At 70.0% G+C, this 20,916-nt stretch carries 18 protein-coding genes; 12 read left to right on the top strand and 6 right to left on the bottom strand.

The annotated features are described in order from the left end of the window. Positions 1-218: 218 nt before the first annotated feature. The 3 genes from BMZ47_RS14690 (at position 219) to BMZ47_RS14680 (ending at position 4,473) form a co-directional block, all read left to right on the top strand. A complete protein-coding gene (locus BMZ47_RS14690; RefSeq protein ID WP_091863193.1) occupies positions 219-1,955 on the top strand; it encodes a heparinase II/III family protein in 1,737 nt (578 codons plus the stop codon). A gap of 68 nt (positions 1,956-2,023) precedes the next feature. Next, positions 2,024-3,622 (top strand): bifunctional phosphoribosylaminoimidazolecarboxamide formyltransferase/IMP cyclohydrolase, encoded by a 1,599-nt coding sequence (purH, locus tag BMZ47_RS14685; RefSeq protein WP_091863192.1) that lies wholly within the window; start codon positions 2,024-2,026, stop codon positions 3,620-3,622. A 596-nt stretch (positions 3,623-4,218) separates the two neighbouring features. Further along, positions 4,219-4,473, top strand: a complete 255-nt coding sequence (locus BMZ47_RS14680) for a hypothetical protein (protein ID WP_007564837.1) — start codon at positions 4,219-4,221, stop codon at positions 4,471-4,473. On the opposite strand, the gene BMZ47_RS28610 is transcribed toward BMZ47_RS14680, so the two are convergent. The 6 genes from BMZ47_RS28610 to BMZ47_RS14655 all read right to left on the bottom strand — a co-directional run bounded on the left by BMZ47_RS28610 (position 4,465) and on the right by BMZ47_RS14655 (position 14,021). Next, a complete protein-coding gene (locus tag BMZ47_RS28610) occupies positions 4,465-4,605 on the bottom strand; it encodes a hypothetical protein (protein ID WP_007564839.1) in 141 nt (46 codons plus the stop codon). The genes BMZ47_RS14680 and BMZ47_RS28610 overlap by 9 nt on opposite strands. Positions 4,606-5,115: 510 nt before the next feature. Further along, complete coding sequence (locus BMZ47_RS14675) at positions 5,116-6,798, bottom strand: MFS transporter (protein ID WP_425285067.1); 1,683 nt, start codon at positions 6,796-6,798, stop codon at positions 5,116-5,118. Positions 6,799-7,038: 240 nt separating this feature from the next. Beyond that, entirely contained in the window at positions 7,039-8,721 is a 1,683-nt protein-coding gene (locus BMZ47_RS14670; protein WP_091863190.1) for a cation acetate symporter, read from the bottom strand. Next, positions 8,718-9,092 (bottom strand): DUF485 domain-containing protein, encoded by a 375-nt coding sequence (locus BMZ47_RS14665; RefSeq protein WP_091863189.1) that lies wholly within the window; start codon positions 9,090-9,092, stop codon positions 8,718-8,720. Before BMZ47_RS14665 ends, BMZ47_RS14670 begins: the two co-directional genes overlap by 4 nt. A gap of 133 nt (positions 9,093-9,225) precedes the next feature. Beyond that, positions 9,226-11,172, bottom strand: a complete 1,947-nt coding sequence (gene acs / locus BMZ47_RS14660; protein ID WP_091863188.1) for an acetate--CoA ligase — start codon at positions 11,170-11,172, stop codon at positions 9,226-9,228. Positions 11,173-11,441: 269 nt separating this feature from the next. Then, positions 11,442-14,021 carry a PAS domain-containing protein gene (locus BMZ47_RS14655; RefSeq protein WP_091863187.1) on the bottom strand — a complete coding sequence of 860 codons (2,580 nt, stop codon included), beginning with the start codon at positions 14,019-14,021 and terminating at the stop codon, positions 11,442-11,444. A gap of 243 nt (positions 14,022-14,264) precedes the next feature. Between BMZ47_RS14655 and BMZ47_RS14650 the strand changes: the two genes are divergently transcribed. From BMZ47_RS14650 to BMZ47_RS14610, 9 genes are all read left to right on the top strand, one after another. Further along, complete coding sequence (locus BMZ47_RS14650) at positions 14,265-14,753, top strand: phasin (RefSeq protein ID WP_007564850.1); 489 nt, start codon at positions 14,265-14,267, stop codon at positions 14,751-14,753. Between the two features lie 132 nt (positions 14,754-14,885). Beyond that, complete coding sequence (locus BMZ47_RS14645; RefSeq protein WP_091863186.1) at positions 14,886-15,248, top strand: hypothetical protein; 363 nt, start codon at positions 14,886-14,888, stop codon at positions 15,246-15,248. A gap of 341 nt (positions 15,249-15,589) precedes the next feature. Next, positions 15,590-16,612: a phosphate/phosphite/phosphonate ABC transporter substrate-binding protein gene (gene phnD, locus BMZ47_RS14640; protein ID WP_091863185.1), complete on the top strand. Its 1,023-nt coding sequence runs from the start codon at positions 15,590-15,592 to the stop codon at positions 16,610-16,612. After that, positions 16,609-17,430, top strand: a complete 822-nt coding sequence (gene phnC / locus BMZ47_RS14635) for a phosphonate ABC transporter ATP-binding protein (RefSeq protein ID WP_091863184.1) — start codon at positions 16,609-16,611, stop codon at positions 17,428-17,430. Before phnD ends, phnC begins: the two co-directional genes overlap by 4 nt. Continuing rightward, positions 17,427-18,233 (top strand): phosphonate ABC transporter, permease protein PhnE, encoded by an 807-nt coding sequence (gene phnE, locus BMZ47_RS14630; RefSeq protein WP_007564858.1) that lies wholly within the window; start codon positions 17,427-17,429, stop codon positions 18,231-18,233. Before phnC ends, phnE (BMZ47_RS14630) begins: the two co-directional genes overlap by 4 nt. After that, complete coding sequence (gene phnE / locus BMZ47_RS14625; RefSeq protein WP_091863183.1) at positions 18,230-19,039, top strand: phosphonate ABC transporter, permease protein PhnE; 810 nt, start codon at positions 18,230-18,232, stop codon at positions 19,037-19,039. The genes phnE (BMZ47_RS14630) and phnE (BMZ47_RS14625) overlap by 4 nt, the downstream gene beginning before the upstream one ends. A 218-nt stretch (positions 19,040-19,257) precedes the next feature. After that, entirely contained in the window at positions 19,258-19,518 is a 261-nt protein-coding gene (locus tag BMZ47_RS14620; protein ID WP_091863182.1) for a hypothetical protein, read from the top strand. A 194-nt stretch (positions 19,519-19,712) separates the two neighbouring features. Then, the gene (locus BMZ47_RS14615; protein WP_007564863.1) at positions 19,713-19,973 is read left to right on the top strand and encodes a hypothetical protein; all 261 of its coding nucleotides are present in this window, start codon (positions 19,713-19,715) and stop codon (positions 19,971-19,973) included. A gap of 52 nt (positions 19,974-20,025) precedes the next feature. Then, entirely contained in the window at positions 20,026-20,916 is an 891-nt protein-coding gene (locus BMZ47_RS14610) for an SMP-30/gluconolactonase/LRE family protein (RefSeq protein WP_091863181.1), read from the top strand.

Here is a 20,916-nt window from a genome sequence, read left to right as displayed (position 1 = left end):
ACCCCCGGTTTTCAGAGCCGAACCTACGGACGCGCTGCCGGAACGACACAACCGGAGCGTGCATGATCCCGCATTCTTTCCCGCCGCGGGAATGACATAGCGTAAACCGCCGGTTAAGAGGCCGCCTCTACCCTGAAACGAAACGGGTGCCAGCCGATCCTCGTATCCGAGGGCTCGGGCCCTTGGGGCCTGGTGAGATCGCTTGGCTCGGAGATCGCGTGGCTTGGGGGCCTGACCGCTGGCGCTTCTATCGGCTCGTGGCGCGCGAGACCGCGCGGACCCTTCGTGCTGTCGGCGCCAGCCTCACCGCCTCGCCCGACATCCTGGCGCGGATGCGCGTCACCGGGCTGGTGATCGCCCCGCAGGACCTGCGCACCTCCGACGCCACCTTCGCCGACGACATCTATGCCGGCATGTTCGTCTTCGCCGGCCGGTCGCTCGCGGCGAGCGGCGGCTCGCCCTTCGATTACGCGGCGCCCTCACCGGAATGGGCCGATGAGCTCTACGGCTTCGGCTGGCTGCGCCACCTGCGGGCGGCCGACACCGCGCTCGCCCGCGCCAATGCCCGGGCCTTCGTGGCCGATTTCATCGCCGGCCGGGGCGACCCGGCCCTGGCCCGCCACACCCCGGTGGCGGCCCGGCGGCTGATCTCGTTCCTGTGCCAGTCGCCCCTCGTGCTCGAGGGGGCCGACCACACCTTCTACCAGAACTTCCTGAAGGCGATCGCCCGCAACGCCCAGCAGCTGGAGCGCGACCTCCGGCGGGGCGTGCCGCCGCAATGGCGCCTGAACGCCGCCGTGGCGCTCTGCTATGCCGGCCTGTGCTGCGACGGCATCCAGCCGATCCTGCGCCGGGCGACCCGGATCCTGTCGCGCGAGCTCGACCGGCAGATCCTCACGGATGGCGGCCACCGCTCTCGCGACCCGCGCTTCGCCATGGAGCTGCTGCTCGACCTGCTGCCCCTGCGCCAGAGCTATCTCAGCCGCAGCGTCGAGCCGCCGGCCGCCCTGCTGCGGGCGGTGGACCGGATGCTGCCTCTGCTGCGGCTGCTGCGCCACCCGGACGCGTCGCTCAGCCATTTCAACGGCATGGGCGCCACCGACGCGGACCATCTCGCCACGCTCCTGGTCTATGACGGCGCGCTCGCCCGGCCGATGATGCACGCGCCGAATTCCGGCTACGAGCGCCTGGAGGGCGGCCGGGTCATCGTGGTCGCCGATGTCGGCAAGAGCCCGCCGCTGCCCTACTCGCTCAATGCCGGGGCGGGCTGCCTCGCCTTCGAGATGTCGAGCGGGCCGCAACGCATCGTGGTCAATTGCGGCCTGCCGGCCTCCGGGCCGGACCTGCGCCTGCTCGCCCGGTCCACGCCGGCCCATTCGACCGCCAGCGTCGCCGATTCCTCGTCCTGCCGGTTCCTCACCGCCACGGGCTGGTGGGGCGAGCGCGTGGTCGCCGAGTGGCTGATCCGCCGGCGCGGCGCCGTGGTCCTGCGCGGCCCTGCCGCGGTGGCGGCCGAGCGGGTCGAGGAGGCCGACAGCACCGTGCTGGCCGCAAGGCATGACGGCTACGCGCCGGAATTCGGCATCGTGCACGAGCGGCGCTGGCATCTCTTCCCCGCCGAGGCCCGGCTCGAGGGCCGGGATGCCTTCCTGCGCCAGGGCAAGGGCCGGCTGCGCGGCCACGACGTGGCGATTCGTTTCCACCTGCATCCCGGCATCGCGGTGCGCGGGGTGCCCGAGGGGCTCGAACTGGCCTCGGCCCTCGGCGAGATCTGGGTGTTCCGGGCTTCGGGTGCCGAGATCGCCATCGAGGAGAGCGTGTATTTCTCCGGCCTCACCGGGCCGCGCCGCACCGACCAGATCGTGCTGCACCTGCGCGTGTCCGACGACGTCGAGGTGCGCTGGAGCTTCGAGCGGCTGGCCTCGGCACCGATGCGGGGCGCGATCGCCCCCTGATCCCGGCTGGCCCCGTGCCCCGGTTCCATGCTACCGCGCGCCGAAATCTCAAGGTTCGGCAAGCTGCTATGGCGCACGATCAGGTGCGGGTCTCCCGCGCGCTCCTCTCGGTCTCGGACAAGACCGGCCTCGTCGAATTCGCCCGGGCGCTCGACGCCCGCGGCATCGCGCTGGTCTCCACCGGCGGCACTCATCGCGCCCTTCAGGAAGCCGGCCTGCCGGTCACCGAGGTCGCCGACCTGACCGGCTTTCCCGAGATGATGGACGGGCGGGTGAAGACCCTGCACCCGGCGGTGCACGGCGGCCTGCTCGCCATCCGCGACAACCCCGAGCATCAGGCCGCGCTCGCCGCCCACGGCATCGGGGCGATCGACCTCCTGGTGGTGAACTTGTACCCGTTCGAGGCGACCATCGCGGCCGACAAGCCGGAGGCCGATTGCATCGAGAATATCGATGTCGGCGGCCCGGCGATGATTCGCGCGGCCGCCAAGAACCACGCCGACGTCGCCGTCGTCACCGACGTCTCCGATTACCCCGCAATCCTCGCGGCCCTGGAGCAGAACGACGGCGCCGTGGGCGGCGACCTGCGCCGCCAGCTGGCCCAGAAGGCCTTCGCCCGCACCGCCGCCTACGATGCCGCCATCGCCAACTGGATGGCGGTGCAGTTCGGGACGGAGGCGCCGGGCCGGTTCCGCGCCTTCGGGGGCACGCTCGCCCAGAGCCTGCGCTACGGCGAGAACCCGCACCAGTCGGCCGCCTTCTACCGGGCGCCCGGCCTGGTCCGGGCCGGGGTCGCGACCGCCCGCCAGCTCCAGGGCAAGGAGCTGTCCTACAACAACTTCAACGACACAGACGCCGCCTATGAATGCGTCGCGGAGTTCGACCCGGCGCGCGCCGCCGCGGTGGCGATCATCAAGCACGCCAATCCCTGCGGCGTCGCCGAGGGCGCCAGCCTGATCGAGGCCTACGAGCGGGCGCTCGCCTGCGACCCGACCTCGGCCTTCGGCGGCATCGTCGCGCTGAACCGGACGCTGGACGCGGAGGCCGCCCGCAAGATCGTCGAGATCTTCACTGAGGTGATCATCGCCCCGGACGCGACGCCCGAGGCCATCGCCCTGGTGGCGGCCAAGAAGAACCTGCGCCTCCTGCTCGCCGGCAGCCTGCCTGACCCGCGGGCGCCGGGCGAGACCGTCCGCACCCTGTCCGGCGGCCTGCTGATCCAGGGCCGGGACGCGGTCGTGGTCGACGACATGCCGCTCAAGGTCGTCACCAAGCGCGCCCCGACCGAGGCCGAATCGGCCGATCTCCGGTTCGCCTACCGGGTCGCCAAGCACGTGAAGTCAAACGCCATCGTGTACGCCAAGGCTGGCGCCACGGTGGGGATCGGGGCCGGGCAGATGTCCCGGGTCGATTCCTCGCGCATCGCCGCCTGGAAGGCTGCCGAGGGCGCCAAGCGCCTGGGCGTCGCCGAGAGTCTGGCGGTCGGCTCCGTGGTCGCCTCGGACGCCTTCTTCCCCTTCGCGGACGGCCTGCTGGCCGCCGCCGAGGCGGGCGCCACGGCGGTGATCCAGCCGGGCGGCTCGATGCGCGATGCCGAGGTGATCGCGGCCGCCGACGAGGCCGGGCTGGCGATGGTCTTCACCGGGCACCGCCACTTCCGGCACTGAGGCGAGACGGTCCCGCGGCGCCCCGCGCCCCGCACCGGACGCATTGCCGAGACGAAGGGGCGATGGCCCCACTGCAAACCGGCCGGTTCACCCCGGGGCGGGCGGCGGCTGCGTGGTATGCCCCGCCGGTCGGGCGCGCGGTTGCGCGGGCCTCGGACTGCCGGCGCGTCAAGCGTCGGAGCTGGTGCGCGCCGCGTTTGCGGGGCGGGCGTCGTGTTAACGCTGTGCCCAGAAACGGATGCGCCCAGACGGCATTCGGCAGCCCCGAATCGCGGGGCCGGCAGTTCGACTATGGATCTATCGGCGACACGTTGCCCAGCGATCGGGCAATCTTGCAGCATCGATTTTGCAAAACCAAATATCGGGCCGCCGAAAACGCTGCATTTTATGCGAATTGAGCAGGATGTGTGCCAGGGCTTGATATTTCAGCGCCTGCGCGGCATGGGAAATCCGCGGTCCGGCGGAACTTTTGCGACGGATTGCGCGATCTGTTCGTGGATCGCGTGTGCGGCGCCCGTGACATAGGGCTTCGGAGCCCCATTTCGGGGATGTTGTTTTAGCGGCGTGCGCTGAACAACCTTGGGCCAGGTGACGCGATGTTACTCGCTGCAGTGCTATTTGTGGTCGGCGTGCTGATCGGCTGGTCCTATACCATGCTGGTCATGATCGCGACCTCGATCCTGATCATGGTCGGGGCACTGATCCTGTTCGCCTTCGGACCGGGGCTCGACCTGCTCCACGTGCTGATCGTGCTCGGCTATCTCACCGCCCACCAAGCCGGCTACCTGCTCGGCGCCTATTGCAGCGGTCTTTACGCAGACAAGCGGAACGGGCCGTCGCCGCTACCATAGCCAGATCGGACGTTCCGCCAGGTTACAGATCAGGGCCCAGAGCACGATCGTCGTGACATTGGCGGCAAGGACCAGGGACAACGGCGGCTTGCTGCCGCTCTTTCGACGGAACTGTGTCAGAACGTCGTTCACGTTAGATATCCTGTCTTGCCATAAAGCGTGTCGAAGACGGCCGAATGCGGCTCTTGGTTCCGTCAAAACTGATTTTTGATTGGCAACAAGCGGTTGTCGCAATACAACTTGTATGTCTGTATCTCGCACTTGCGCGTGCCGCCCGTACCACTAGACGAGTGACGATGATAGTCTCTTCGCTGCCGTGTCACGCGGGAATGTCAATCTTTCGCGGTATATTGCTTTGCGGCCACGCAGGGCGTCCGGAGGTCGCAGGATAGCCAGTACCGCGCCCGGCCGGGTCCATGCGTGATCAAGCGCACCTGCGACAATAGCCTGGGCGATCGGCGCCGCTGACAGGGGCGCGCGATACCGATTCGGCCTGTTCGGGCCGCGTGACGCTGCTGCTTGCGCGACCGGCCGCGATCCGGCGGCGCGGCGCGATCCGGGAGCCGGCTTTGAGCCCCAAACGCAGAACACCCGGACCGCGCGGGCGGCCCGGGTGTCGTCAGGCGATCGGCGTGGCGGCGCTCAGGTATCGGCGAAGATATCGCGATCCTTGGTCTCGGGCACGAACAGCAGCCCGATGATCACCGTCGCGACCGCGATCACGATCGGGTACCAGAGCCCGTAATAGATGTCCCCGGTCTGGGCCACCATGGCGAAGGCGGTGGCCGGCAGCAGGCCGCCGAACCAGCCGTTGCCGATATGGTAGGGCAGGGACATCGAGGTGTAGCGGATCCGGGTCGGGAACAGCTCCACCAGCATGGCGGCGATCGGGCCGTAGACCATCGTGACGAACAACACGAGGATGAACAGCAGGCCGATCACCTGGGCGACCTGCGGCCGGAAGATGTCGAACGGGTTCGCCATCTTGACGATGTCGGCATCGCCGGCCTTCGGGTAGCCCGCCGCCTGGAGCGCGGCGGTCACGGCCTTGTTGGCCTCGGGGGCGCCGCCCTGCGGATAGGCGATCTCGGTTTCGTTGACCCGGATCGTGGTGGGCTGGCCGGGCGCACCGGGCGCGGTGTCGTACTTCACCGAGGATTTCGACAGGAAGTCGCGGGCGAGGTCGCAGGGCGCCGTGAACACCCGTGTGCCGACCGGGTTGAACAGGGTCCCGCAGGCGGCCGGATCGGCCGTAACCGTGACCTTCACGCGCTCGATCGCGGCTTCGAGCTTCGGGTTGGCGGTGGCGGTGATGCCTTTGAAGATCGGGAAGAAGGTCGCCGCCGCGATGGCGCAGCCCGCTAGGATGATGACCTTGCGGCCGATCTTGTCCGACAGCCAGCCGAACACCACGAAGAAGCCGGTGCCGAGAAGCAGCGACCACGCGATCAGCAGGTTAGCCGTGTAGCCGTCGACCTTCAGGATCGATTGCAGGAAGAACAGCGCGTAGAACTGGCCCGTGTACCAGACCACGCCCTGGCCGGCGACGAGGCCGAACAGGGCGATCACCGCGAACTTGGCGTTCTTCCACTGCCCGAACGCCTCGGTGAGCGGCGCCTTCGAGGTCTTCCCCTCATCCTTCATCTTCTGGAAGGCCGGCGATTCCGAGAGCTGGAGGCGGATCCAGACGGAGATGCCGAGGAGCAGGACGGAGACCAGGAACGGGATCCGCCAGCCCCATTCGGCGAACGCCGCCTCGCCGGTGAAGGTCCGGGTCGCCAGGATGACCAGCAGCGACAGGAACAGGCCGAGCGTCGCCGTGGTCTGGATCCAGCTCGTGTAGAAGCCGCGCCGACCGTTGGGGGCGTGCTCGGCCACGTAGGTCGCCGCGCCGCCATACTCCCCGCCGAGCGCCAGGCCCTGGGCCAGCCGCAGGACGATCAGGATGATCGGCGCCGCGATGCCGATCGTGGCGGCGTTGGGCAGGATGCCGACGATGAAGGTCGACAGGCCCATGATCAGGATCGTGACCAGGAAGGTGTATTTCCGCCCGACCAGGTCGCCGACCCGGCCGAAGACCAGGGCGCCGAACGGCCGGACGATGAAGCCCGCCGCGAAGGCCAGCAGCGCGAAGATGTCCCGGGTCGCCGGCGGATAGGCCGAGAAGAACTGGGCGCCGATGATCGCCGCCAGCGAGCCGTAGAGATAGAAATCGTACCACTCGAAGACGGTGCCCAGCGAAGAGGCGAAGATCACCCGCTTCTCCGCCGAACTCATCGGTCTCGCGGCATCCCCCGCCCGCGGGATCGCAGTTGCCCCAGCCATGACCCGGTACCTCCCAGACGACGCGCGCGGCCGATGGCGTCGGCCGCAGATGGCGGACTGCGCGCCCTGCACGGGGCGCAGATCACGTATGCGTGACGGTAAGGAACCCCTCGGTCAATCCGCAATGTGATGGTGGGAGCCGTCATCAACATGGCGGCTTGCCGACGACCGCGGCTGGCCCGAACGACGAAGGGCGCGGCTCGCGCCGCGCCCCCCGGTTCTCGCCAGTGAGCCGCCGTCTCAGTGGGCGTGCGCGCCCACAGCACCGATGCCGGTCTCGGAGCGCACGAACTGCGCCTCGAAGGCGGCGCGCTCGCGCTGGGCCTTGCGGGACCTGTCGAGGCTCGACACGGCCCAGATCGTCACGAAGGCCAGCGGCATCGAGAACAGGGCCGGGTTGTCGTAGGGGAAGATCGGCGCGGCGTTACCGAACGTCACCACCCAGACGGCCTTGGACAGCACCACCATCCCGACCGCCGAGATCAGCCCGACGAGGCCGCCCGCGAGCGCCCCCCAGGTGGTCGTGCCGCGCCACAGGATCGACATGGCGAGCACCGGGAAGTTGCAGCTCGCCGCCACCGCGAAGGCCAGACCGACCATGAAGGCGACGTTCTGGTTTTCGAAGACGTAGCCGAGATAGATCGCCACGAGCCCGATCACCACAGCCGAGATCTTCGACAGGTTGACCTCGTGCTTCTCGGTGGTGCGCCCGCGGTTGATCACCTGGGCGTAGAGGTCGTGGCTGACCGCGGAGGCGCCGGCGAGGGTCAGTCCCGCCACCACCGCCAGGATGGTCGCGAAGGCCACCGCCGAGATGAAGCCCAGGAAGTACGGGCCGCCGACCGCGTTGGCGAGATTGACGGCGACCATGTTGGTGCCGCCGATCATGTCCTTCAGCTTGTCGAAGGTGCCGGCCGCGCCGAGCTTGAAGTAGCTCGGATCCGACATCAGCAGGGCGATGCCGCCGAAGCCGATGATGAACGTCAGGATGTAGAAGTAGCCGATCAGGCCGGTGGCGTAGAACACCGACTTGCGCGCGGCCTGGGCATCCGAGACCGTGAAGAACCGCATCAGGATATGCGGCAGGCCGGCGGTGCCGAACATCAGGCCGACGCCGAGCGAGATCGCCTCGATCGGGTTCGAGACCAGGCCGCCGGGCGCCATGATGGCGTCGCCCTTCGGGTGGACCTGAACCGAGCTGGCGAACAGCGCCTCGGGGTTGAAGCCGTATTTCAGCAGCACGGCGCCGGCCATGAAGGACGCGCCGCCGAGCAGCAGGCAGGCCTTGATCACCTGGACCCAGGTGGTCGCCTTCATGCCGCCGAAGGCGACGTAGACGATCATCAGCACGCCGACGATGATCACCGCGTAGAGGTAGGGCAGGCCGAACAGGAGCTGGATCAGCTTACCGGCGCCGACCATCTGGGCGATCAGGTAGAACGCCACCACCACCAGGGTGCCCACCGCCGAGATGATGCGGATCGCGGTCTGGTCGAGGCGGAAGCTCGCCACGTCGGCGAAGGTGAACTTGCCGAGGTTGCGCAGGCGCTCGGCGATCAGGAACAGCACGATCGGCCAGCCGACCAGGAAGCCGGTGGAGTAGATCAGGCCGTCGAAGCCCGAGGTGTAGACCAGGCCCGAGATGCCGAGGAACGAGGCGGCCGACATGTAGTCGCCGGCGATCGCCAGGGCGTTGGTCCCGGCCGAGATGCCGCCGCCGGCGGCGTAGAAGTCGGCGGCCGACTTGGTGCCCTTGGCGGCCTTGTAGGTGATGCCCAACGTCAGCACGACGAAGAACAGGAACATGCCGATGGCCGGCCAGTTCGTGGCCGCCTGGCTCACGGCGCCGAGATCGGGGCCGGCCGCATAGGCCGCGCAGGCCGTGATCGTGGCCAGCGTCAGGCCGAGAAGAATCCGGTTCATCGGCCCACGCTCCGCTTCAGGGCGTCGCTCAGCGCGTCGAAGCGCGTGTTGGCCCGGGCCACGTAGATGCCGGTGAGGGCGAAGGCGAACAGGATCACGAACACGCCCATGAACAACCCGAGCGAGGCGGTGCCGCCGCCGACCTTCACGGCCATGAGCGACTTGTCGAAGGCGATCAGGCCGATGAAGCCGAAATAGACGACCAGCATCAGGATCGTCAGGATCCAGCCGAACCGGGTGCGCTCGGCGACGAGCTGCTTGAATTCCGGGGTCCGGACGATCCGGTCGATCTGCGGATCGACCGCCGCAGCGGCGGTGCGGGATGGTGGGGGCGCCGTGCCCCCGCGAAGGCCGAGTGTCGAGCCGCTCATGACGTTGTCCTCCCGCGAAGGCGCTTCGGCCTTCCGGTTCCTCTTGAGACCAAGATTCGTGGTTCTTGTTGGAGACGGGCGCCGGACCGGCACCCGTCTCGTCCGCGTCACGCGCCGGCGCGGCACGCCGCGATCAGGGCCGGTTCTGCCGGTTCTCGATCAGGTCCTCGACGACCGCCGGCTCGGCGAGCGTCGAGGTGTCGCCGAGCGCGCCGAAATCGTCCTCGGCGATCTTGCGCAGGATCCGGCGCATGATCTTGCCGGAGCGCGTCTTCGGCAGGCCTGGGGCGAACTGGATCAGGTCCGGCGAGGCGATCGGGCCGATATCCTTGCGGACCCAGACCACCAGCTCCTTGCGCAGGGCGTCGTCGCCTTCCTCGCCGTCGTTGAGGGTGACGTAGGCGTAGATGCCCTGGCCCTTGACCGCGTGCGGGTAGCCCACGACCGCGGCCTCGGCGACCTTCGGGTGCGCGACGAGGGAGGATTCGACCTCCGCGGTGCCCATCCGGTGGCCCGAGACGTTGATCACGTCGTCGACCCGGCCGGTGATCCAGTAATAGCCGTCCGCGTCCCGGCGGGCGCCGTCGCCGGTGAAGTACTTGCCCGGATAGGTCGAGAAGTAGGTCTGCTCGAACCGCTCGTGGTCACCGTAGACCGTGCGCATCTGGCCGGGCCAGGAATCGGCGATGCAGAGGTTGCCCTCGCACGGGCCCTGCAGGACCTTGCCCTCGGCGTCCACCATCTCGGGCTTCACGCCGAAGAACGGCCGCGTCGCCGAGCCGGGCTTCAGGGCTGTGGCGCCCGGGAGCGGGGAGATCAGGATGCCGCCGGTCTCGGTCTGCCACCAGGTGTCGACGATCGGGCAGCGCTTGTCGCCGACGACGTTGTAGTACCACTCCCAGGCTTCCGGGTTGATCGGCTCGCCCACCGAGCCGAGCACCCGCAGCGAGGCCCGCGAGGTCTTCTTCACTGGTCCCTCGCCGCCGCCCATCAGCGAGCGGATCGCGGTCGGCGCGGTGTAGAAGATGTTGACCTTGTGCTTGTCGACCACCTCCCAGAACCGCGAGGTCGACGGGTAGGTCGGGATACCCTCGAACATCAGCGTGATCGCGCCGTTGGCGAGCGGCCCGTACACGATGTAGCTGTGACCCGTGACCCAGCCGACATCGGCCGTGCACCAGTACACGTCGCCCTCGCGATAATCGAAGACGTATTGGTGGGTCATCGCGGCGTAGACCAGGTAGCCGCCGGTCGTGTGCACCACGCCCTTCGGCTGGCCGGTCGAGCCCGAGGTGTAGAGGATGAACAGCGGGTGCTCCGCCTCCACCGGCTCGGCCGGGCAATGGTCGGTCACCTGCTCGGCGGCCTCGTCGTAATAGACGTCGCGGCCCGGCTCCATCTCGACGCTGCCGCCGGTGCGGCGCACGACGATCACGTGCTCGACCAGATCGGTTCCGATCCGCTTGATCGCCGCGTCGACATTGGCCTTCAGCGGCACCTTGCGGCCGCCGCGCAGGCCCTCGTCGGCGGTGATCACCACCTTGGAGGTGCAACCCTGGATGCGCGAGGCCAGCGAATCCGGCGAGAAGCCGCCGAACACGATGGCGTGGATCGCGCCGAGCCGCGCGCAGGCCAGCATCGCGTAGGCGGCCTCGGGAATCATCGGCATGTATAGGGTGATGCGGTCGCCCTTGCCGACGCCGCGGTTGCGCAGGACGTTGGCCATCCGGCAGACCTGCGCGTGCAGCTCCCGGTAGGTGATGTGCTTGGACTCGTCCGGGTTGTCGCCTTCCCAGATGATCGCGGTCTGGTCGCCGCGGGTCTCGAGGTGCCGGTCGATGCAATTGTAGGCGACGTTGGTCTTGCCGTCCTCGAACCACTTGATCGAGACCCGGCCGGGCTCGAAGCTCGTGTTCTTGACCTTGGTGAACGGCGTCATCCAGTCGATGCGCTTGCCGTGCTCACCCCAGAAAGCGTCGGGATTTGAGACCGACGCCTCGTACAGTGCGCGATACTGGGCGTCGTCGACGTGAGCACCCTCACGCCACGCAGCCTGCACTTCGACGACCTTGCCTTCCATGGCATTCCATCCCTGTTTGGTGCCCGATCGTATCGCGGCGTGGGCCGCGCAGCCAGGACTTCCAAAGTAAAGTAGCCTACATCTTGCGGGGACGATATCGTCGCCGGCCCGCCTGAGCCGGATCCGAAGATCCGGAATTCAATTGGGCGCAATGTAAGGCTTAATTGAAGCCCGCCCGGTGCTCTGTCAAGCCGAGCTTGGCGGCCTGAACGTCAGCCGCGGGCTGGTGTTTCGAAGTCCTGCCCGCCCGTGCGATCCCGGCCGGGCGCTCAGCCGTTCGCGGCGCGGCGCGTCGGCATGATGATCTCCACCAGGGTGCCGTCCTCCGGGCGCGCCGACAGCTGGAGCCGCCCGCCATTGGCCTCCACCAGGGCGCGGGGCAGGGCGAGGCCGTCCTCGACCTCGTCCGACGGCTCGGCCGCCGGCTGCGCCGTCCCGGCGCCGGTATCCCGCACCCGCAGCGCGACGCCCTCGCTCTCGGTCGAGCCGGTCGAGACGATGACCTGGCCGCCGGCCGCCGAGCGCCGGATCGCGTGCTCGATGACCAGGCTCGCGGCGCGGCTCACCGAGCGCTCGTCGGCCTCGAGGTCGGCGAGATCGGTGGAGAAGCTGGTGCGCACCACGATCCGGCCGCGGGCGGCCTCGGCCTGAAGCCGGGCGACGCAACTCGCCACCACGTCGTTGAGGGCGATCGGGCGCGGGTCGAGCCGCAGGGCGCCGGCCTCCACGGTGGCGAGGTCGAGGAGTTCGCTGACGCGCTCCAGCATCAGCCCGCCCGACGTCTTGATCTGGGTGAGGCACCCGCGATAGCGCGCGTCGCCCAGGGGGCCGAACGGCTCCCGCAGCATCGCGTCGGCGAGCTCGATCATCCCGGTGAGCGGCCCGCGGAAGGCCCGGTCCAGGCGTGCCAGGGCCGCGTCGAGGCCGGCACCGGAGGCCGGATGCGGCGGCTCGGCGGCCGGCGCGATCTCGGCCTGCGCGGCGCTCAGCACGGCGACGCGCCGCCCGTCCTCCCGGGCCGGCGAGACGCCGATCGTCAGCGTCCGGCCGCCCACCGAGACCGGGCAGGGGGCCTTGGCCGCGCCGCGCAGGGCATCGGCCACCGCGAGCACGCTCTGCCGGTCGAACAGGGCGACGAGGCTGGCGCCGACGATCTCCCGGGGATCGCAGCCGAACAGCTCGGCGGCCGCCCGGTTCAGCGCCACGATCCGCCCGGCGGCGTCGAGGGTCAGGACCCCGGCCTCCAGGGCATCGAGGGCCGCTTCGGCCGCGGCCGTGCGTTCGGCCTGCGCTTCGCGGGCCAGGCGCTCGGCATCGAGCGCGCCGGCCGGATCCGCCTCGTCGAGGGGGCGCAGGACTAGGCAGGCCGCGGGCTGGCCCGCCCAGGTGCAGGCGCCGCCCAGGATTTCGACCGCGCGGGCGCTGCCGTCGGCGGTCTCGATCGCGGTGCGACGCGCGGCCGGATCGGGGGCGTCCGGCTGGGGGACGCCCCGGAACAGCCGGTCGAGCCCGGCCTTGGTCAGGGCCGCGACATCGGCAAAGCCGGCCAGGTCGAGGAGCGCCCGATTCGCCGCCAGGATCGCGCCGTCGCGATGCACGAGCGTCGGCAGGGGCAGCCCGGCGAGGAGTTCGGCGTCCCGGGCGGCCGGGGCCTCGCGGGTCTCCGCGGCGCCGGGATTCGGGCCGGGGAACGGCATGACCGCGCCGCCCTCGCGCAGCACCGGTGTCTCGGCGGAGGCCTCGTCGCCGGCGTAGCGGGCGCCGAGCGCCCGGGCGATCTCCCGGAAGGCGGCGTGCTCGTCGGTCGACAGCGACGGCTGCTCGACGATGGCTGCGGGCGGCGTCGCGGCGGCAGGCGCCGGGGCTGCCGTGACAGGCGCCTCGGCCGGCAGAGACGGTCCGACCGGTTCCGGCTCGAGGACGGCGACGGCCGGCTCCGCCGAGACGGGGGCAGGCACTTCGGTCGAGGGTGCCGGCTGCGGCTCGGGCGGCGCCGAGGCGACCGGTTCGGGCATCGGCTGGGGCTCGGTCTGCACCGGCTCGATCGCGGTCGTTGCCCGCGCGGCCGGCACGCTGCGCACCAGCCCGAACCCGCCGAATCCGGAGAAGGCCGCATCCCCGCGACCCAGGGGGGCGCCGGACAATTCCACCTGGAACGGGCCGTCGCCGAGATCCAGGCAGGCCGGCTCGCCCCGGAAGGTGCTGCGGTCGCGCAGGGCCGCGAACATCCCGTCGGCGCCGGTGATTCGGCCGGTCTCGGCCAGCTCCTGCCAGCGCTGGCCGACGAGGGTGGCGAGCCCCTCGGATCCGGTGAGGGTCGTCAGCGCGCCGGCGGCATCGCTGCGCCACAGGAAGCGGTCGCCGGTGTTCAGGGCGGCTGTCGCGGCGGGCGCCGCCACCGGCACCGGGTCGCGGGCCGGCGCTTCCGCCTCGGGCGCCGCCGGGGCGGTCTGCCGAGGGCGCGGCAAGCGCACCGGCGCCGTCGGGATCACCAGCACGACCGGTCGGCCGTCGTCGCGCGTCCCGCCGACCACCTGGCAGAGCGTCGGCGGGGTAATCCGGCGACCGTCGAGGGCGAGCCGGGCAAGACGGGGGGCGCCGTCCCGGGGATTCGAGCCGGCGACCTGCCGGGCCAGCATCGTCCTGTCGGCGCGCGCCAGCGCCGCGCCCAGGGCCTGCCCCGCCGGGGAGGCGAGCAGGATCCGCCCGTCCGCGGGGTCGATCACGAGACAGACCGCCTCCGGGTCGGCCAGCGCGGCCGCGAGGCTGGGCAGACGTGCCCAGGCCGCGAACGCGGCGGTCAGCGCGGCCTCATCTGCTCCGGCGGTCGATGTCAGTGTCGTCTGCACAGCCCGCGACCTCGAACCCACGCCCGATCCCTCGTCCTCCGGCCCGCTTTGCCCGAGAAACACGCGCAACCGTACCCCTATTGTAAAGCCACCTGCGTTGCGACGCTGGACTCTTGCGCCCACCGTCACACGTTTACGTCATGTCAACCTTAATGAAGGCGGCGCGGGTGGCATATGGCGGCGAATCAGATATTGTGCAGTGCACAAGGCGCCATCAACAGCCGAATATGAGAGGAGACGACGATGAGCACCCCCCCGAACTACGAAGTTCCGACCGAGATGCGTGACTTCGCCGAGAAGAGCGTCGAGCAGGCCCGGAAGGCGTTCGACAGCTTCATCGGCGCCGCCCGCCGCACCGCTGACACCGTCCAGGGTTCGGCCGAGGTCGCCCGCACCAACGCGCAGGACGTCTCCTCCCGCGGATTCGAGTATGCCGAGCAGAACGTGAACGCCGCGTTCGACCTCGCGCAGAAGCTCGTCCGCTCGCGCGACATGCAGGAGGCCATGCAGCACCAGGCCGAGTTCGTGCGCAGCCAGTTCGCCGCCATCCAGGCCCAGGCCAAGGAGTTCAGCGGCATCGCCCAGAGCGCGATGCAGCAGGGCGCCGAGCGCGCGAAGACGGCCATGCAGCAGAGCGCCGAGGAGGCCCGCAAGGCCATGGAGCAGGGCCAGGACGCCGCCAAGCAGACGGCTCAGAACGCCCAGGACGCCGCCGAGCGCTCGACGCACTGACGCCTCGGCACAGCCGACCGCACCAGCGGCCCGCTTCCGGTTTCCGGGGGCGGGCCGTCTCGTTTTCGCCGGTATTGCCGTCGAAGCCGCCCGCGCCGGGTGATGAACCTGCGTCGCGCGAAAGGAACAGGAATGCGCCTCCACCTCAACGGCCGATCCGGGCTGAAGGCCCCGTTCCGGCTGACCCTCGCCGCCGTGGCGCTGGCCGTCGCCCTTCCGGGCTCGGCGGCGCTCGCGCAATATGGCGGCGGCTACGGCGGTCCGCCCCCGGGCTACGACGACCCGGACGAGGGCGGCTACCGCCCGGTGCCGCGCCGCCGCGAGCGCCAGCCCGTCGGCTACAATTGCGATGCCGTGCAGCAGGGCCTGACCGGGCCGAAGCCGTTCGCTTGCCCGCTGCCGGGCCCGCGCCCGCTCGGCGTGCGCTGCTTCTGCGATCTCCCGATCGCCTCGTTCAGCCCGCCCCAGACGGCCGTCGGCCGCGTGGTGCCCTGACGGGCGCGGGGATTCGGCGGCGGCGGGTGTATCGCTTGGTGACTGTGGCGCCGCACGTATTCCTCAGACGCGCCCCTCTCCCTCGCGGGAGCGGCGCGTCGCGGCCTGAATACCCCGACGTGCCGACATCATCGCGGGATCGGGTAAGCAGCCCTCCGGCCGCCCCAGAACTTCGTCGCCGGCAGAATCATAAGCCGGCTTCCTTATAGTCCCCACGCATATCCCACCTTGCGTAATCCGAAGCCCGCCACCTACAAGTTGGGCAAGGGAAGCGTCGCCGCAATCGGGTGACGACGGGACGGCGCGGGCCGCACGGCACCGCACCGCAGGGAGAGAGACGCGTGACACTCGCTCGGTACGGCGCGGCCTTGGCGCTGCTCTGCGGATTCGGCCTCCTGTCGCCTGCGCGGGCCGCCGAATGCGCCAATCGCGGCCAGCTCGACGACGCCTATTGCGACGCGAACCAGGACCTCGTCGCCGACATCCCGGCCAAGACCCGCGACCCGAGCATCATCGTGTTCGCCTACACGCCGGTCGAGGATCCCGCCGTCTACGAGAACGCGTTCAAGCCGTTCACCGCGCATCTGGCGCAATGCACCGGCAAGCGCGTCGTCTACTATCCGGTCCAGTCGAACTCCGCCGAGATCGAGGCGATGCGTTCGGGTCGGCTCACGGTGGCGGGCTTCTCCACCGGGCCGCTGGGCTTTGCCGTGAACATGGCCGGGGCGGTGCCGTTCGCCGCCAAGGGCACCGAGAAGGGGCCCGAGGGCTACAACCTGATCGTCGTCGTGAAGGCGAGCAGCCCGTACAAGACCCTGGCCGACCTCAAGGGCAAGCGCGTCGCCCACACCGCGCCGTCGTCGAATTCCGGAAACCTGGCCCCGAAGGCGCTGTTTCCCGAGCAGGGCCTGAAGCCCGGCGAGGATTACAAGGTCGTCTACTCGGGCGGCCACGACAAGTCGGCGCTCGGCGTCGGCACCGGCGATTACGACGCCGCCCCGGTGGCCTCCGACGTGTTCAACCGCATGGTCGCCCGCGGCACGATCAAGGGCGACGACTACCGGATCATCTACACGAGCGAGAAATTCCCGAGCTCGGGCTTCGCCTACGCGCACGATCTCAAGCCGGAGCTCGCCGAGAAGCTGAAGCAGTGCTTCTACGACTTCCGCTTCCCGCCCGACATGGTGAAGGATTTCGAGGGCGACGACCGGTTCGCGCCGATCACCTACCTCAAGGACTGGGCGATCGTGCGCAAGGTCGCGGAGGATTCGGGCACGCCCTACAACAAGGCCGCCTACGAGCGTGAGGCGGCCCGGGAGGCCGAGGCCGCCCGCAAGAAGGCCGAAGGCCAAGCCAAGCCGTGACGCGAGCCGTGACCGCGTCCGCCGCGCTGCGCGCGCCCGGCACCGAGGCACGGGCGGAGGATCCGCGCGCCCTGGTGATCCGCGGCCTCGTCAAGGAATACCGCGCCGGCCAGCCGGTCCTGCGGGGCATCGACCTCGTGGTGCCGGGCACGGGCCTCACCGCGATCATCGGGCCGTCCGGCACCGGCAAGAGCACGCTGATCCGGTGCATCAACCGGCTGGTCCAGCCCACCGCCGGCGAGATCCTGTTCCGCGGCGAGGACCTCGCCAAGCTCTCTGGCCGGCCTCTGCGCCGGGCGCGGCGGCGGATCGGGATGGTGTTCCAGGAATACAACCTGGTCGAGCGGCTTTCCGTGATGGAGAACCTGCTCTGCGGGCGCCTCGGCTACGTGCCGGTCTGGCGGGCCTGGCTGCGCCGGTTCCCCGAGGCCGACATCCAGCGCGCCTTCGACCTGCTCGACGCGGTCGGCCTGTCGGGCTTCGCCACGCGCCGGGCCGATGCCCTGTCGGGCGGCCAGCGCCAGCGGGTCGGCATCGCCCGGGCGATCATGCAGGAGCCCGAGATCGTGCTGGCCGACGAGCCGACCTCGTCCCTCGACCCCAAGAGCTCGGTGGAGATCATGGAGATCCTGTCGCGGCTCGCGGCCGAGCGCGGGGTGCCGGTGGTGGTCAACATCCACAACGTGGCGCTGGCCCAGCGCTTCGCCACGCGGATCGTCGGCATGTCGGGCGGGCATGTGGTCTATGACGGCCCACCGGATCGCCTGAGCGAGCGCGACCTGCGCGGCATCTATGGCGGCGAGAACTGGCTCGAATGAGCGCCGTCCCCCAGCCGGCCGACCGGAGCGCGGCCGCCCGCATCGCCTTCCGCCCCAACTGGACCGCCCGGGCCGGCTGGCTGCTGCTCGCGCTCTACGCGGTCTACGCCGCGAGCCAGCTCGGCTTCGCGCCCGAGCGCTTCGCCACCGGGCTCAGCCACGGCCGCCAGTTCCTGGCCCGGATGTTCCCGCCGAACTTCTCCCGGTGGGAGCTGATCCAGTCCGGCATCGTCGAGAGCGTGCAGATCGCCGTGATCGCCACGGTGATCGGGATCGTGATCGCCCTGCCGGTCGGCTTCCTGGCCGCCCGCAACCTGATGCCCGCCTGGGTGACCTGGCCGACCCGGGCGCTGATCGCCCTGTGCCGGTCCTTCCACCCGATCATCGTGGCGATCCTGTTCGTGAAGGCGATCGGCTTCGGGGCGCTGGCCGGCGTCATGGCTCTGATCGTCGCCTCGGTGGGCTTCATCGCCAAGCTGTTCGCCGAGGCGATCGAGGAGATCTCGCTGAAACAGGTCGAGGCGGTGCGGGCGACCGGCGCCGGCTTCCTGTCGACGCTGATCATGGGCGTGCAGCCGCAGGTACTGCCGCGCTTCATCGGGTTTGCCACCTACCAGCTCGATTCCAACCTGCGGAACTCGACCATGGTCGGGATCGTGGGCGGCGGCGGCATCGGGGCGACCCTGTTCACCGCCTACCAGCGCTTCGACTACGACGTGGTGCTGGCGATCCTGATCGTCATCGTCGCGCTGATCATGGTGGCCGAGATCGTCTCGGGCTGGGCCCGGAAGGTGTTCCAGTGAGCGCCGGAGCCGCCCTCGCCACGCCGCGCCGCTGGCAGCGCTTCTCGCCCTGGAAGCGGCTGGCGCGCCTCGCCTTCACGCTGTTCGCCGTGGCCGCCTTCGTGGCGAGCCTGCGCACGATCGAGGTGATCCCGGAATTCCTCTACGACGCCCCCGACCAGATGGCCGACCTGTTCGGCCGGATGTGGCCGATGGATGCCGGCTATATCGGGCCGACCCTGCGCGCCCTGGTCGAGACCCTGCACATCGCCACGCTCGGCACGCTGATCGCCATCGCGATCGCGGTGCCGATTGGGCTTCTCGCCGCCCGCAACATCACCCCCAGCCTACCCTTGAACCTGTTCGCCAAGTTCGTGTTCGTGACCTCCCGGTCGGTGAATTCCCTGGTCTGGGCGCTGCTGTTCGTGGCGGTGTTCGGCCCGGGGCCGCTCGCCGGCACCCTGGCGATCGCGCTCCGTTCGGTCGGCTTCACGGGCAAGCTCCTGGCCGAGGCGCTCGAGGAATCGAACCGCGGCTCGATCGAGGCGCTGCAGGCCGCCGGGGCCGGACGGCGCGCGACGCTGCTGCTCGGCTACTGGCCGCAGGTGAAGCCGGCCTTCTGGTCGATCGCGCTGTTCCGCTGGGACATCAACATCCGCGAATCCGCCGTGCTGGGTCTCGTCGGGGCCGGCGGCATCGGCGTCGCGCTCGATACCGCCCTGAACCTGCTTTACTGGGACCAGGTGGCGGTGGTGCTGGCCGCGATCTTCGGGGTGGTCATCCTGGCCGAGATCGTCGTCACCACGGTGCGCGCGAAGGTCCTGTAGGACCGCGCCGTCTCTCTCCATCGATCCCGCGACACGCAGCCTGCGCCCGAAGACGGGGCGCGGGGTGGCGGCTGCCTGCGGCCGCGTCCGGCTTTTAATCCGCTCCGGTGCGTGCGTGTCGGCACGTCACGGCGGGACAAGACTTCCCATCTTCGTCTCAAGCAAGAGGAAACGGGTCCGAACGATCGGACCGTACTTGTAAGAGCGTGAGTATAACCATGAAGACCCGTATCGCCGCTGTCGTCGCCGCGCTTGTCCTTGGCGTTGCCCCGATCTCGTCTGCCATGGCCGCCAACGGTGCCCGCTGGACCGGCTTCGCGCCCTACGATGTCGAGGCGACCCATTCCCTCGGGTTCGGCGTCCACGACAACCCGAATTACGAGGGCTGCCCGATGAGCTCGGCGGCCGAGGGCAACGCCAACCAGCAGACCCGCCCCGTGAAGCAGTACGGCCAGACGGCCGGCGGCTACCGCTGCTGATCGCCCCCTCGAACGCTCGGCTGCCCAGGCGGCGCCGGCGTTCCGATCGGTTGCGGGCGCATATCCTCGGCCGTTTGGAGCGCCGGCCCCCTCTCCCGAGCGGGAGGGGGGCACGTCGAAGCCTGCAGGAGCGGGGGCACCGCGCCGCGCGATAACCGGACATCACACCCCATGCCATGAGGAGACGCCACGCCATGACATGCACGACCCTGAAGCGAGCCGGACTGATCCTCGGCCTGATCGCGTCGCCGGCGTGCCTGAATGCGGCGCAGGCCGGCCCCTATACGGGCACGGGCGGCGGGCCCGAGACGACGGTGAACGCGCCCTATCGGTCCTCGGTGGGCCAGACGGTCCCGCCGGGACGCGCGGCCGCGCCGCTGCACGACCCGCACGAGCGGACGAAGCGGCAGAAGGATCTCGATCCCGTCCTCGGTAGCATCTGCGACGCCTGCTGAACCGGCCGCAGAGCCACCCTGACGTCTGATCGGCACCAACGGGATTGGTCATTTGGATTGTTCGTACGACGCCTGTGTTCTGAGCCAGGTCCGCTGCCATCTCGGTGAGGGACCGAGCTACGATCCGCGCACGGACACGGCGTGGTGGGTCGATATCCTGGAGGCCCGCCTGTTCGAGAAGCCGGTCGCCGGATCCCGCAAGGCGCTGGTCCACGTCCTGCCGTTCCAGGTCAGCGACGTGGCCGCGATCGACGGCTTCCACCAGCTGCTCGCGGCCGAGGACGGCCTCTATGTCCGGGCGATCCGCGATGGCGACATCCGGGTGCTGTGCCCGCTCGAGGAGGAGCTGAAGGGCAATCGCTCCAATGACGGCCGCGTCCATCCGAGCGGCGCCCTCTGGATCGGCACCATGGACCGGGACGCCGCCAAGGGGCGCGGCTCGATCTATCACGTCGCCGGCACCCGGGTGCGGCGCCTGTTCGGTGGCCTGACCGTCCCGAACGGGATCAGCTTCTCCCCGGACGGCGCCACCGGCTACTTCGTCGACACCGACGAGGGCGTGCTGCGCCGCGTCCCCCTCGATCCGAGGACCGGACTGCCGAGCGGCCCGCCCGCGACCCATTTCGACCATCGCGGCGGCGAGGGCGGCATCGACGGCGCCGCGGTGGACGCCGAGGGCCTGATCTGGACCGCCCGGTTCGGCGCTGCCTGCCTCGACGCCTACAATCCCGACGGCGAGCGGGTCCGCACCGTACCGGTCCCGGTGCGGCAGCCGACCTGCCCGACCTTCGCGGGCCGCGATCTCGACCGGCTGCTGGTCACCTCCGCCTACGAGGGCATGGATGCGGCCGCGCGCGCCGCCGATCCCGAGCACGGGCGGACCTTCCTAGTCGATGTCGGCGCCCGCGGCCTTCTGGAGCCGGCCTTCCGGCTCGGCGCCTGA

The organism is Methylobacterium brachiatum (genome assembly GCF_900113845.1).
Classification (GTDB): Bacteria; Pseudomonadota; Alphaproteobacteria; order Rhizobiales; family Beijerinckiaceae; genus Methylobacterium; species Methylobacterium brachiatum.
The sequence above is the reverse complement of the archived record's forward strand: the minus strand, read 5'-3'. Positions and strand labels throughout refer to the sequence as shown.

What these genes read in the sequence shown, in the direction of transcription:
- purH (WP_091863192.1), top strand. Translation starts at nt 2,024, where the DNA reads ATGGCGCACGATCAGGTGCGGGTCTCCCGCGCGCTCCTCTCGGTCTCG.
- BMZ47_RS14680 (WP_007564837.1), top strand. Translation starts at nt 4,219, where the DNA reads ATGTTACTCGCTGCAGTGCTATTTGTGGTCGGCGTGCTGATCGGCTGG.
- BMZ47_RS14675 (WP_425285067.1), bottom strand. Translation starts at nt 6,798, where the DNA reads ATGGCTGGGGCAACTGCGATCCCGCGGGCGGGGGATGCCGCGAGACCG.
- BMZ47_RS14670 (WP_091863190.1), bottom strand. Translation starts at nt 8,721, where the DNA reads ATGAACCGGATTCTTCTCGGCCTGACGCTGGCCACGATCACGGCCTGC.
- BMZ47_RS14665 (WP_091863189.1), bottom strand. Translation starts at nt 9,092, where the DNA reads ATGAGCGGCTCGACACTCGGCCTTCGCGGGGGCACGGCGCCCCCACCA.
- acs (WP_091863188.1), bottom strand. Translation starts at nt 11,172, where the DNA reads ATGGAAGGCAAGGTCGTCGAAGTGCAGGCTGCGTGGCGTGAGGGTGCT.
- BMZ47_RS14650 (WP_007564850.1), top strand. Translation starts at nt 14,265, where the DNA reads ATGAGCACCCCCCCGAACTACGAAGTTCCGACCGAGATGCGTGACTTC.
- BMZ47_RS14645 (WP_091863186.1), top strand. Translation starts at nt 14,886, where the DNA reads ATGCGCCTCCACCTCAACGGCCGATCCGGGCTGAAGGCCCCGTTCCGG.
- phnE (WP_007564858.1), top strand. Translation starts at nt 17,427, where the DNA reads ATGAGCGCCGTCCCCCAGCCGGCCGACCGGAGCGCGGCCGCCCGCATC.
- BMZ47_RS14620 (WP_091863182.1), top strand. Translation starts at nt 19,258, where the DNA reads ATGAAGACCCGTATCGCCGCTGTCGTCGCCGCGCTTGTCCTTGGCGTT.
- BMZ47_RS14615 (WP_007564863.1), top strand. Translation starts at nt 19,713, where the DNA reads ATGACATGCACGACCCTGAAGCGAGCCGGACTGATCCTCGGCCTGATC.